This window comes from Pseudomonas sp. GW822-FHT06B12, assembly GCF_058799675.1.
Genome location: NZ_JBXALR010000008.1, coordinates 215,519 through 228,419 on the forward strand (window position 1 = coordinate 215,519; position 12,901 = coordinate 228,419).

A 12,901-nucleotide genomic window follows, 5' to 3' on the forward strand; every position below is an offset into this window, starting at 1 on the left:
CCTTGTCATTTGAACAGCGAAAGATTACCGGTCAACTTACTGATTTTTTTCTGTGGCCCGATCAAGCCGATGGCAACCAATTCTATGGCTGAACTATCGGCCTCGGAGATACGCGACTCATATTCCTGATACGTCTTGCAGGATTGCGCCAAGGCGCTGAATGGCATGGTGTGGATTTCGTCATCCGCCAGCGCTTTCTCTTGAAGTTCCCGCAGATACTCATTGGTGGCAAGCAGAATCGGCAACGGTGCGTAGATGACTCCAGGGTAATTGACGTTGTCGCGGCTTTGCATGTCAGGTCCGACCAGACCTTCTACCGAACGCCCCAGGCTGACGCCGATGACACTGACGGCATTCGCCGCGTGCCCCAGCCCCAGAGCCTTGTCGACTACAATTACGCATTTGTGAACGGCAGCATCGAAATTCATTGAATCCTCCACGACTATCAATAAGTCTTCAGTTTTTCGAGTGTTGTCACACCGAAGTCAGCCCAACCATTGAGCAGCCCAACGAACTTTGTAGTGTCACTACCGATATCAATATCCACTACCTGCCAATTGGCAATTTTTTGCCACTTCATCACACCCTGCTGATGGTTGGGGTGAGTGAGAAACGTAGAGAGTGTCTCTTGAGTTTCAAATAGCCCCATCACCACAAAGTCCATGGCCTGTTTGCGCGGACTTATATTCCTGCCGCAAGCCCAGCCCAATATTTCGGTGATATGAAGTGGGTGCTGGCGTGTCGATGCTTCTGCATCGATGACTTCGTCGTCGCACCATTGAAAGGGTTCATCAAACTTGAAAAAAACCAGATGAAGAATCATTTATCACCCTGGGATCGCGCCCTCCGGAAAAGGAAGCGACCTACTTTGGTTTATTTATTCAACGACGCGTCCGGCATCGGTTTGTGCGTAGAGGCTAAAGCGTGGCAACTCCAACATCAGAAGTTGAAAAAATCTTATCCCCTTTAGCAGGGGAAAAATTTTCTATTTTAATTGCTGGCCGGATGAGTTCTGGTAGGATCTACCTCTTTACCACAGGGACGCGGAATTTATGACCGATCAGACGCTAAATCTGACAGATGTCAAAATCCTTACAGCCTTGCAACAGGACGGCAGGATCACCAACCAGACCTTGGCCGACCATATCGGCATGTCTGCCTCGCCTTGCTGGCGCAGGGTTCGGCAGCTGGAAGAGCATCGCTATATTCAGGGTTACAGAGCGGTGCTGGACCGACGCAGGATCGGGTTGGGGGTCATGGTGTTCATACGGGTCAGCATCGACCATCACAGCGCAGCCGAGGCCAGGAAGTTCGAGCAGGAAGTGATGCAGCTGGAGGATGTGGTGGCGTGCTACAGCATCGGTGGCGACGCTGACTTCCTGTTGCAGGTAGTGGCGCGCGATCTCGACTCGTTCGCCGACTTTGCGATGTCAGTGATCCGGCAATTGCCTGGCATCAAGGAGATGCAGAGCATGTTCGTGCTCAAGGAGATCAAGCCTTTCGTGTCGTTCCCGGTCAAGCGTTCCCAAGAAGCCTGAGAAGACCTTTCAAGACGTCAGTCAGTGATGCACGGAGCGGTGAGGCTCCCTCCCAGAGCCTGCCGTTTTTTAGGGGTAAAAATGCAGAAAAATAAAAAGGGGTCGCGAGATAAAATCTCGCAACCCCTTGAATTATATGGTCGGGACGGAGTGATTCGAACACTCGACTGAACTGGTCGACATCTCCCCATTGATCCCTGCCAACTACGAAGCGGAAAGAAGCCGCATCCTTTCCCCGGCTGAGCTGTTGGAACTGCACAACAGCTTCCAGCAAATGACCGCCGATTACGGCGCTCTCCCCGCGGGCCAAAAATACGACGGCATTCGACCGCTAAAGAAAAAAACCCAGCTCGCGCTCTGGATTAGCCTGGGCACGCTATGCCGGATTGGTGAATTGCTCCAGGCCGAACGGAAAAATGTCGATCTGGAGCGGCAGACGTGGTTCCTCCCCAGCAAAACGTCAAAGGCACTCGCGGCAAGAAACAGGACCACCATGTCTTCCTCTCCCCCTTCGCAGGCTGACCGTAAGAATGAGACGTTTCAGATACTGCTTCATCGGCCCCCCTCAGTCGGATGTTTCTTCACCAATGCGCTTCCTTGACTGGTTTTAAACTGCTGCTTGCCGGCAGTTCGTCAGAGCGCCTTTAGCGCACGTTCGACGCTGAGAGCAAGCGGCGTGGTTGGCCTCCCGATAAGTTCAGCCAAGGCGCGCTCGTTCCCGTAGAGAGCCCCCAGGGAGGCGCTGACGTCATAGGAAGCCAATGCTGCGGCAAGACCCTTCGGCAAGCCAACACCTTGGAGCGCGGCGGCGTAGTCGGCTTCCGGGAGGTTGCGGTAAGGGATGTTCTTGCCGGTCTGCTTCGAGATTTCCGCCGCCAGATCAGCCAGCGTCCAAGAGGTATCGCCAACCAGTTCGTAGGTAGTGTTTTCATGGCCGTCAGCAGTCAACACCACTGCGGCGGCTTCGGCCAGATCCTCGCGTGTCGCTGACGAAATCCGGCCTTCGCCTGCACTACCAAACAGCGCGCCATTAGCCAGCGCCACACCAGCGAAACCTGTGTAGTTTTCTGTGTACCAACCATTGCGCAACAGCGTGTAGGAAAGTCCGGACGCCTTGAGGGTAGCCTCGGTTGCGCGGTGTTCGTCGGCAAGTGGCAGCACGGACGAGTCAGCGTGCAACACGCTGGTATAGACAATGCGCTTGACGCCGGCCCTCTTCGCCGCCGCAATGACGTTGGCGTGCTGCGCGGCGCGCTGACCGATTTCGCTGGAGGAGATCAACAGCAAGGTTTCCACTCCGGACAACGCCGCATCCAGCGTCTCGGTCTTGGAATAGTCGAATGCCCTTGCCGCAACGCCCAGCGCTTCTGCCTGTTCCGGCTTGCGCACCAGGGCAAGAATGCTGCTCGTCGCGGTTCGCTGCTTGAGATTCTCGATGACGATGCGGCCCAGTTGGCCGGTGGCTCCAGTAACGGCAATGCTCATGAGGTCACTCCTTGGTGAACGGAAGGGTTGAAGAAATAGCCATAATCGACTGTAGGATTCAGGGTGCGTTGCGGGCAACTTAGGCCTCTGGCCGCTACTCATCGATTGCCTCCTGGTAGCGCCAGGTTTGATGGATCTAGTCCGTCATTTGAGCGTCACACTTCAGACTCAGACTCCCAACGGCGAAACAGCACGCTGGCGTTAACACCGCCGAAACCGAACCCATTTGAGAGCGCATGCGTGATCGACAACTGCCGAGAGTTGAGTGCGACCAGATCAAGGCCGCCGGCCGCCTCATCGGGATGATCGAGATTCAACGTGGGCGGCACCACCTGGTCGCGAAGCGCTAGTACGGTGAACACAGCTTCAATGCCTCCAGCCGCTCCAAGCAGATGCCCGGTGGCGGACTTGGTCGAGCTGATCGCGACGCTAGAGTCGCTCCCGAATACCGAGCGAATCGCTGCCAGTTCGCCTTTGTCACCGACCTGCGTGGAGGTCGCATGTGCATTGATATGCTGCACCTCGGCAGGACTCACAGCCGCCTGGCGCAGTGCCTGTTCCATGGCGCGGCGTGCGCCGCTGCCGTCCTCCGGCCCCGCCGTCAAGTGATAGGCATCGGCACTGGTGCCGTAACCGACCAGTTCCGCCAGTGGCTTGGCTCCACGAGCCAACGCATGCTCCAATGACTCGATCACCAGTAACCCGGCACCTTCGGACATGACGAAGCCGTCACGGTCCCGATCAAAGGGACGTGAAGCCTGTTGTGGGTACTCGGCAAAGCCAGTTGATAGCGCGCGGGCCGCCGCAAAACAACCCAGGGTCACACGGTCTATCGCTGCTTCGGTACCGCCGCATATGGCGATATCCGCCTCACCACTTCTGATGATTCTGGCCGCATCGCCGATGGCTTGTACCCCAGCAGCACAGGCCGTTACCGGAGCGCCGAGCGGCCCTTTGAAACCGTGCCGAATGGATACGTGCCCGGCCGCCATGTTGGCGAGAAAAGACGGCGCAGTGAATGGCGACAATCGGCGAGGACCACGCGCATCGGTGGTGCGGACAGCGTCGGCAATCGCGCCAAAGCCACCCACGCCCGATGAAATGATCGTGGCGGTCCGCTCCTGGTCTGTGACTTCTGTCGGATGCCAGCCTGCCTGCTCCAGAGCTTCGTGCGCTGCCACAAGTGCAAACTCGATGAAGCGATCCATCTTCTTGCGATCCTTGGCCGAGATGATGCGCTCCGGGTCGTAACCCGCGATGGCATCATCTTCTAGAGACGGCACCTGGCCGCCTACTGCAACGCCCGTACCCTCAGTAATATCGTCAGGCAGGTTACGGATGCCAGAACGCCCAGCCAGCAGTCTCTTCCAGACTTCTTCTACTCCGCACCCCAGAGGCCCGACAATTCCGACGCCCGTGACCACGATTCGCTTTTGACCTTCGAGATTAATCATTGAACCCTCTTCATTTTTCAGTCGACGCCCACGCTATGGCCTATGGCTAAAGCTTTGTGGTGAGGTGAACGGCGAGAGGACGGGATGGTGTCCTATCCACCAGGCTTGCTTGCTTATTCGCTGTTTCGGTTTGACCCGTATTGTCAGGACGGATCTTGAACCAGATGGCGTACATCGCCGGCAGGAATACCAGCGTCATGATGGTGCCGACGAACGTGCCTCCGATCAGCGTGTAGGCCAGCGTCCCCCAGAAGACGGAATGGGTTAGCGGAATGAACGCCAGGATTGCCGCGAGTGCTGTCAGCAGTACCGGGCGGGCACGCTGTACCGTGGCTTCGAGCACTGCGTGAAACGGGTCCAAGCCTTCTTGGGCGTTGTGATGGATCTGCCCGATCAGAATCAGCGTGTTGCGCATCAAGATGCCCGACAGCGCGATCAGCCCGACCAGGGCGTTGATACCAAACGGCTGCTGGAAGATCAGTAGCGTCGGCACCACACCAATCAATCCCAGCGGCGAGGTGAAGAACACCATGATCATTGCCGAGATAGAACGCACCTGGACAATGATGATCAGCAGCGTCAGGGCAATCATGATCGGAAACAACGGCAAAATCGCTTTACCGGCCTTCCCCGATTCCTCGATCGCACCCGCCTGCTCGATCCGGTACCCGCCAGGCAGCTTGTCTACGATCGGCTGCAGCTCCTTCATGATCACGTTCGAGACGTCCGGTGGCTGCAAGCCTTCGGCAATGTCGCCGCGCACGGTGATAGTCGGCGTGCGGTCACGGCGCCTAAGGATCGGATCCTCCATACGCACATCCACCTCTCCGACCTGGGACAGAGGGATACGCTGACCCGCCGCGCCGACCAATGTGAAGCCTTCAATCCGAGCGGGATCGAGCCGGATATTCCCCGCGGCGCGACCAACCACCTGCACTGAACGAATGTCTTCACGAACCGCCGTGATCGGCACTCCGGCCAGCAGGAATTGCAACTGCTGGGCGACTGCACTGGATGTCAGTCCAACCGCCTGCAAGCGATCCTGATCCAAGTTGAAATGCAGCGTCGGCGTCAGAGGGCCCCAGTCGCTGTTGACCGTCCTCATCATCGGGCTGGCTTGCATGACATCTTGTACACGACCCGCAATCTCGCGAAGCTTCGTCGGGTCAGGCCCCATCACCCGGTAGGCCACCGGGAATGGCGAATACGGACCAAACACAATTTGAGATGCCCTGACTCGGGCCTCTGGGGCGAGGCCTGCAGCGACCGCTTCGCGAAGACGGAACTTGAGGGTTTCACGTGCCTCCTGACTGTCCGTCAGCACCACGATCTTGGCGAACGATGGATCGGGCAGTTCTGGCGCCATCGCCAGGAAGAAACGCGGCGCGCCCTGCCCAATATAGGCCGTGACGATTTTTGCCTCTTCCTGCTGTTGCAGCCAGGCCTCGACCTTTGCAGCAGTGGCACTGGTCTGCTCGATGGAGGTTCCGTAGGGCATTTGCACCTCGACCATCACCTCGGGACGGTCTGAGGTCGGGAAGAACTGCTTCTTCACCAGGCTCATGCCCAGAACTGCCACGAAAAACAGCGTGATAACTGTGCCAGCCACCAGCCATTTGCGAGCGATGACGCGTGTCAGAACCCGGCGGAAGCGGTTGTAACGGGGGGTGTTGTAGATAGCCGCATGCCCACCCTCGACCTTCTTGATGTCTGGCAACAACTTCACTCCCAGGTAAGGGGTGAAAGCCACCGCAACGACCCAGGAAGCGATCAGAGCAATGCCGACGATCCAGAACATGTTGCTGGTGTACTCGCCGGCAGTGGACTGGGCGAAACCGTTGGGCATGAAGCCAATCGCCGTTACCAGTGTACCGGAGAGCATTGGCGCGGCCGTATGACTCCAGGCATACGCGGAGGCTTTGATTCGGTCGTAGCCCTCTTCCATTTTCACCACCATCATTTCGATAGCAATGATCGCGTCGTCCACCAGCAGTCCCAGCGCCAGAATCAACGAGCCGAGGGTAATACGGTCAAAGTTCTTTCCGGTGGCCGCCATCACCACAAACACTATCGCCAGCGTCAACGGTACCGCCGCGGCGACCACGAGGCCTACCCGCCAGCCCATGCTGAGAAAGCAAACAAGCATCACCACAAGCAGCGCGACAAAAAATTTGACCATGAACTCGCCAACGGCCGAGTCAATGTTCACGGCTTGATCAGTGACCTTGGTCAGCGTCATGCCCAGCGGCATGCCTTCATTTATCTTCGTCGTCTCGGCGTCCAGCGCCTTGCCCAGGTCCAGGCCATTCCAACCCTCGCGCATTATGACCCCCAGCAACAAGGCCTCTTCGCCGTTATTGCGCACCAGGAAGGTGGCAGGGTCTTCGTAGCCTCGTTCAACCGTCGCCACGTCCGAGAGCCTCAACGTGCGCCCCTGAATCGCCAGGGGCGTGTCACGAATTTTCTCCAATTTATCGAAAGCACCATCCACCCGCAGGAAAACCTGCGGCCCGTTGGTTTCGATGGAACCGGCGGGTGTGAGCACGTTCTGGCTATTCAGCGCGGCGAAGATGTCCTGGGGAGAAACGCCCAAGGTGGCCAGTCGGTCATGGGAGAAGGACACAAAAATGCGCTCGGCTTGCTCACCGATGATGTTGACCTTCTTCACGCCCGGCACATGCAACAGTTGTTGGCGCAACGACTCAGCATCACGCACCAACAGTCGCTGCGGCTCGCCTTTGGCTTTCAAGGCGAACAGCGCAAACGTCACGTCCGAATACTCGTCGTTGACCAATGGCCCGATCACACCCGCCGGTAGCTTGGTGGCTTCGTCGTCGAGCTTTTTGCGCGCCTGATAAAACTCTTCCTGCACCTGTGAGGGTGGCGTTCGGTCCAACAACGACACCATGGTGAAAGCGAGACCGGGCCGCGTATAGGTTTCCGTGCGGTCGTACCATTTCAGTTCTTGCAGGCGTTTTTCAAGTGGCTCTGCTACCTGATTCTGCATCTCCTGCGCCGTGGCGCCCGGCCACGCGGTAATGACCGTCAACTGCTTGACCGTAAACGGAGGATCTTCCGCACGCCCCAGCTGGAAGAACGCCAGGGTGCCTGCAACGGCAATCAGGAAGATCAGAAACACCGTAATAGATCGCTCACGAACGGCGATCGCGGAAAGATTGAAGCGACCCTCGTTCATGGACGCCCCCCGGCAACTTTTTCGTCATCCTGTTGAGGCAATCTCACCTCTTCACCTTCGCGCAACAGATGTGCGCCTAACGCTACGATCTGCTCGCCGACTTTGAGGTCGCCCGCGACTCGCACTGTGTCGTCGCTCAAACCCAGGACTTGTACAGGTCGCCAGGCCACCTTCGCCGGTGTACCGGTGATGACCCACACGCCAGTGCCTTGGCCTGGGTCATAAACGGAAGCGATCGGTACTTGCAGCCCCTGCCCTTGCGTGACGCCTTCAGCGATCCGAAGCGTGACGGTCGAACCTATCGGTGCATTGGCCAGCGCGCCCTCAAGCACATACCGCGCTTCGAAGGTGCGTGTCATTCGGTCGGCCGAGTCAGACAGCAGCCTCAGCTTCGCTGTAACAGCGCCCGTGGTATTGCCATAAAGCGTTGCCTGCGCAGTGGATCCTGCTGCGGGGCGCAACGTCTCGGGCAGGTGCACGATGGCTTCGCGCTGCCCTGCCCGCGCCAGTCGAACCACGGGCTGTCCCGGGCTGACAACTTGTCCGGGCTCGGCGAGCGTCTCCACCACTACGCCGTCGGAATCCGCAAGCAGCACCGCATAACCAGAAGCGTTACGGGCAACGTCAGCCTGCGCTTCAGCGGCGCTAAGCTGCGCCTTTGCGGTATCCGCTGCGGCTTTGATCTGGTCGTAGGCCGATGCAGAAATAGCGCCTGCGGCAACCAGACTGCGGTATCGCGCCTCGTCATCTGCTGTCTGCTTGGCTCGGGCCCGAGCGGCTATGACCGACTCTTGCTGTGCTCGCGCCTGCAATCCCAGGTCGATTGGGTCGAGGCGCATGAGTGGCTGACCACGTTTAACGGTCTGACCGGTATCGACCAACCGCTCAAGGATCTTGCCCGAGACCCGAAAGCCCAGGTCGCCCTGCACACGGGCAGCCACCACGCCCGTGAAAGAACGTGAGGTGTCGGAGGAACCCTGAACCGTTCCAGGCCTTACCAGAGGAGCGTGCGTGCGCGGATCGTCAACGTTGGATGAGTCGCCACATGCCGTCAGGACGAGAGGCAACAAGCAAACGGCAATGGGGAAAGGTCGAAGCCGGCGCATAGGTTCCCTTACTTAAAAATAGGACGAGCACCAGATTCTCAGCCTAGTGACCACCTGTGTCAATAGTCACAACCCATGCAACATACAGCTTCTCAAGCTCAACACAGGAACCGCCGCTACCAAAGGATAAAACCAAAAATCCGCTCAAATCACCTCAATTGACAGGATGTGACTATTGCGTAATATGGTCACAAATATCCTCGATTGAAGGAATCTCAATGCCTCCCCTCCGTCCAATTGCTCTTTTGGTCATTGCCGGCTTATTTGCAGGTTGCGCGGTCGGTCCGAACTACCATCGTCCCGACGCTCCGCTTTCGGATCATTACTTGGGTCAGCCTTCTGTCGAACAGCGACCTGGAGCGAAGCCGACCAGCCTTGTAGCGTGGTGGGAAGGCTTTGGTGATCCAGTACTAACCGACTTCATCTCCAAGGCGCTTGAGCAGAACCTCGACCTGGCACAGGCGTCGGCGCGAGTCACACAGGCACGGGCCGGACTCGGTGCTGCAAATGCTGCTTTACTGCCCTCGGGAAACATCAGCGGCCAAGCCGCGCGTTCCTACCAGTCAATCGAGACCCCACTCGGCCAGGTGTTGAACTCAACGCCTGGCTATGATCGGTACGGAAGTTCCTACGAGGCCAACCTCGATGCCAGCTGGGAGGCAGATGTCTTTGGCGGATTGCGCCGCGGGCGCGAAGCTGCTCTTGCCGAGTACCAGGCTTGCGAGGCGGGTGTCGCTGCCACACGATTGGCCATCGCCGCGCAGACCGCTGATATCTACATCACTATCCGCGGATTGCAGACCCGGTTGGACATTGCGAACCGACAAGTCAAAACGCAGCAGGAGCTACTAGAGAAAGTCCAATTGCTCTACAGCAAGGGCCTCGCCGCCAACTATCAGGTTCGTCAGACTGAGGGGGCACTATCGCAGTACCGACCCTGCAGACCGGCCTGGATGCTGCCATGAATGCACTGGATGTCATGCTCGGCACGCCGCCAGGCACTCACCGCACGCAATTGGCAAATATGGGGAACATTCCTCTAGCGCCGCAGATAAAGGCCACAGGAACGCCGGCCGATCTGCTGCGCCGCAGGCCAGATCTCATTGTTGCTGAGCGCCATCTCGCAGCCTCAAACGCACGCATCGGGGAGGCGATTGCTGAGTACTACCCGAAATTCTCCCTTAGCGCATTGCTGGGCAGTGCCACGGCTGTATCCGCAGGCAACCTTTTTACCGGCGGCGCCAGCCAGTCGGCGGGCGTACTGGGACTACGCTGGAGACTCTTCGACTTCGGTCGCATAAACGCCCAAATCGACCAAGCCAAGGGACAGGAAGCCGAAACCCTGGCCGCTTACCGTCAGTCTGTGCTGCGCGCCACCGAGGATGTCGAGAACGCGTTCTCCTCACTGGTAAATCGGGAAGCTCAAGCAACCACCCTCACCGGGGGAGAGGCGTCTCTGACGCAAGCTCGCCAATCGTCGTTCATTGCCTATCAGAAAGGTACGGCCAGCCTGATCGATGTCCTTCATGCCGACGAGACGATGCTGCAGGCTTCCGATGCCCGAGCGCAAGCACGAACGGAATCGGCACGGGCGGCGGTCGCGGCATTCAAAGCGCTTGGTGGTGGCTGGCAACCTCCTGAAGCCCAGCCTGTAGCGACCCGATGACTTAACCAGATGACGCGGCACTTAATGCACGCCCCCTCCTCTTTCAGTTACTACCCAACCCGAGAGCGGGCTTCGCTCACCGACTGACGACCATTGGTCTCAGGCCGTTCTGTTGCTATGCGGTCAGCAGCCAATTGCTCTATAGAAACCAACCGGAGAACAGCGAAATGAAATCGAACGAGAATTCCTGGGTGCTCATCACAGGCGCATCAAGCGGATTTGGCGAGGAGTTTGCCCGGCAATACGCAGCGCAGGGAAAATCGCTAGTCCTGGTAGCAAGAAGGCTGAGTAAGCTCGAAGCACTATCGGCGGAGTTGCGCGAACGTTTCGGTGTTGATGTGATCGTCGAACAAGTAGACCTTTCCTCGATCCCGGCGATCATCGAACTGCATGAGCGACTCAGCGAACGCAATATAGTGATCGATGTGCTCATCAACAATGCGGGTCATGGATTGCAGGGGCCTTTCCTGGATCAGCCTCTGGACCACTCACTGACCATGATTGATCTGGATATCGCCAGCCTGACAGCCCTGACACACCTTTTCGCGGCCGACATGCGAGCCCGCAAACGTGGGCACATCCTGATGGTCGCAAGCTTGCTGTCCTTCCAGGGCGTGAAGAATTTCGCCGTTTACTCTGCCGCGAAAGCCTATGTTCTTCGCTTCTCTGATGCGCTTCATCGTGAACTGAAAAATGACGGCGTCGTCGTTACCGCACTTTGCCCTGGGATGTCAGATACCGGATTTGCAGAAAGCGCCAAACAACGGATCACACCGGCCTTAAAAATGGTGATGATGCAGCCTCAACCCGTCGTGCGTGCAGGAATCCGTGCACTGCAAGCCGGACGCATGAGTGTGGTGCCGGGTTTTGGCAACAAGGCCATTACTGTCTTGACGTGGGCCACGCCTCGTCGGTTTCATCAGAGCCTTATGGCACAGGTGATGGGAGTCTGAGGGGCGACAAAGAGGCCTTTTACCTCAGGGGAAAGGCCCGAGATATGTTCTTAAAGGTCGGGAGGCAACGCGTGCTCCCGACAGGACATTTATCGTGTAACAGCACTCAATTAGAAGCGGTAACTAACAGACGTACCGAGCCCGCTCGCACTGTTCTTATATTTGGCACTGTATGCACCTCTGGTCGGCGAGGTGTCGTTGACCTGCACGCTCTCTTCCCATAGGTAGGAATAAGCAACATCGATCGTGACATTGTCCACCGGCGTCCAGCCAGCACCGAAGCTGACAACCTTGCGGTCGCCCGTAGGAATGCGCGGTCCACGATTGGTGTTATTGGTCGGTGACTGATCGACCGAAAAGCCTGCGCGAAGTACCCATTGGTTGTTCAGTTGATATGCCGCACCGATAGCATGAGCCCACGTATCGTGCCAATTCTGTTCTTCGGTAATGGTGCCCAGCGCACCGCTCAACGCAGGAGGTAAACCTGTGTTCTCGATGGTTAACGCTTTGAAGCGACTCCAGCGAGTCCAGGTACTCCCCACGTATAGGGTCCAGTCGTTATTAAGATGATGAGTCACCGAGAAATCCACTGACTCCGGGGTATCCACATCCAGCGAAGCGTCATAACTGCGGCCGCTGACCCCCAACACGCTAAAGATGCCGTCAGTGACCTTGGTCTTGGCATCCAATTGATAACTGACCTTGGAATGGTAGGTCATGCCCAAACGGGTTCGGTCTGTAGCCTGCACCAAGATACCGGCGTTAAAACCCAGGGCAGTGTCGTCACCCGTGCTTTTGAGTTTTCCGTCATTGCGACCAGGGCTAAGCGGATTGGGCACCATACCGGAAATTTCACCACCGATACGGTTGATGGTCGGACCGAACCCGATCGAAACTTTGTCGTTGAAGGCATAGCTGACAGTGGGCTGGAACGTAAGGGTCGTGACTTCGCTTTTGTTGGCGTAGTAACGCCCGGCGAAACCGCTGCCATAGTCAGTCATCAGACCGAAAGGCACATAAAAACCTACACCGAACGCCCAATGCTCATCGATCGGTTTGACGTAGTAACCCATAGGCACGGTGGTGGTTGGCACCATGTCGCCGTCTTCCTGGCCGCCGAATGTACTGCGGGTGTGGCTTATGTCGGACTTGGCGAAAAGAGTCGCCGCCCCCACGCTGACCTGTTCTCTTTTCAAGCGAGACATGCCCGCAGGGTTACCGAAGACCGTACTCGCATCTTCAGCGGCGGAAGAACGACCGGCAAACCCGGACCCCATCCCACTGATGCTTTGTTCATTGAGAGCGAAGCCGCTTGCAAAAACGTTTGAGGATGCGAGCACGACAGCAAGGCCAAATGGGGACTTGAGCACTATTTTTTTCATTGTTTGGACTCTATGGGTATCACTGAGATGAAGCATTAGAAGCGATGGACCACCATATTTATTCATGTGACCATATCAGTCAATGGTCACACAGCAGATAAATAAAATGCCCTTCGACGGA

9 protein-coding genes and 2 pseudogenes are annotated in these 12,901 nt (G+C 57.3%); 4 read left to right on the plus strand and 7 right to left on the minus strand.

Annotated features, from left to right (window positions below; translation table 11 throughout):
- Nucleotides 1-5: 5 nt before the first annotated feature.
- Together AC1RKH_RS19340 and AC1RKH_RS19345 are read right to left on the minus strand one after the other, a co-directional pair.
- Nucleotides 6-428 carry a DUF2000 domain-containing protein gene (locus AC1RKH_RS19340; RefSeq protein WP_123425805.1) on the minus strand — a complete coding sequence of 141 codons (423 nt, stop codon included), beginning with the start codon at nucleotides 426-428 and terminating at the stop codon, nucleotides 6-8.
- A gap of 17 nt (nucleotides 429-445) precedes the next feature.
- Nucleotides 446-823: a Dabb family protein gene (locus AC1RKH_RS19345; protein ID WP_493061651.1), complete on the minus strand. Its 378-nt coding sequence runs from the start codon at nucleotides 821-823 to the stop codon at nucleotides 446-448.
- A 229-nt stretch (nucleotides 824-1,052) separates the two neighbouring features.
- Here AC1RKH_RS19345 and AC1RKH_RS19350 point away from each other — a divergent pair, with 229 nt between their 5' ends.
- Both AC1RKH_RS19350 and AC1RKH_RS19355 read left to right on the plus strand, forming a co-directional pair.
- Nucleotides 1,053-1,538, plus strand: coding sequence for an Lrp/AsnC family transcriptional regulator (locus tag AC1RKH_RS19350; protein WP_019691061.1), 486 nt, complete (start codon nucleotides 1,053-1,055; stop codon nucleotides 1,536-1,538).
- A 166-nt stretch (nucleotides 1,539-1,704) separates the two neighbouring features.
- Nucleotides 1,705-2,054 (plus strand): annotated as a pseudogene (locus AC1RKH_RS19355) (site-specific integrase); the annotation flags it as partial.
- Between the two features lie 117 nt (nucleotides 2,055-2,171).
- Here the strand turns inward: AC1RKH_RS19355 and AC1RKH_RS19360 are convergent.
- From AC1RKH_RS19360 to AC1RKH_RS19375, 4 genes are all read right to left on the minus strand, one after another.
- Nucleotides 2,172-3,023, minus strand: coding sequence for an SDR family oxidoreductase (locus AC1RKH_RS19360; RefSeq protein WP_493061650.1), 852 nt, complete (start codon nucleotides 3,021-3,023; stop codon nucleotides 2,172-2,174).
- Between the two features lie 155 nt (nucleotides 3,024-3,178).
- Entirely contained in the window at nucleotides 3,179-4,477 is a 1,299-nt protein-coding gene (gene fabF, locus AC1RKH_RS19365) for a beta-ketoacyl-ACP synthase II (RefSeq protein ID WP_493061649.1), read from the minus strand.
- 46 nt (nucleotides 4,478-4,523) lie between these two features.
- Nucleotides 4,524-7,673, minus strand: coding sequence for an efflux RND transporter permease subunit (locus AC1RKH_RS19370; protein WP_493061648.1), 3,150 nt, complete (start codon nucleotides 7,671-7,673; stop codon nucleotides 4,524-4,526).
- The gene (locus AC1RKH_RS19375) at nucleotides 7,670-8,779 is read right to left on the minus strand and encodes an efflux RND transporter periplasmic adaptor subunit (protein WP_493061647.1); all 1,110 of its coding nucleotides are present in this window, start codon (nucleotides 8,777-8,779) and stop codon (nucleotides 7,670-7,672) included. The genes AC1RKH_RS19370 and AC1RKH_RS19375 overlap by 4 nt, the downstream gene beginning before the upstream one ends.
- Nucleotides 8,780-8,997: 218 nt before the next feature.
- Between AC1RKH_RS19375 and AC1RKH_RS19380 the strand changes: the two are divergent.
- Nucleotides 8,998-10,445, plus strand: a pseudogene (locus AC1RKH_RS19380) (efflux transporter outer membrane subunit).
- A 167-nt stretch (nucleotides 10,446-10,612) separates the two neighbouring features.
- On the plus strand, nucleotides 10,613-11,398 hold the full coding sequence (locus AC1RKH_RS19385; RefSeq protein WP_493061646.1) for an SDR family NAD(P)-dependent oxidoreductase: 786 nt from the start codon (nucleotides 10,613-10,615) through the stop codon (nucleotides 11,396-11,398).
- Between the two features lie 110 nt (nucleotides 11,399-11,508).
- Here AC1RKH_RS19385 and AC1RKH_RS19390 read toward each other — a convergent pair whose 3' ends face one another.
- Nucleotides 11,509-12,780, minus strand: coding sequence for an OmpP1/FadL family transporter (locus AC1RKH_RS19390; RefSeq protein WP_493061645.1), 1,272 nt, complete (start codon nucleotides 12,778-12,780; stop codon nucleotides 11,509-11,511).
- Between the last annotated feature and the right edge of the window lie 121 nt (nucleotides 12,781-12,901).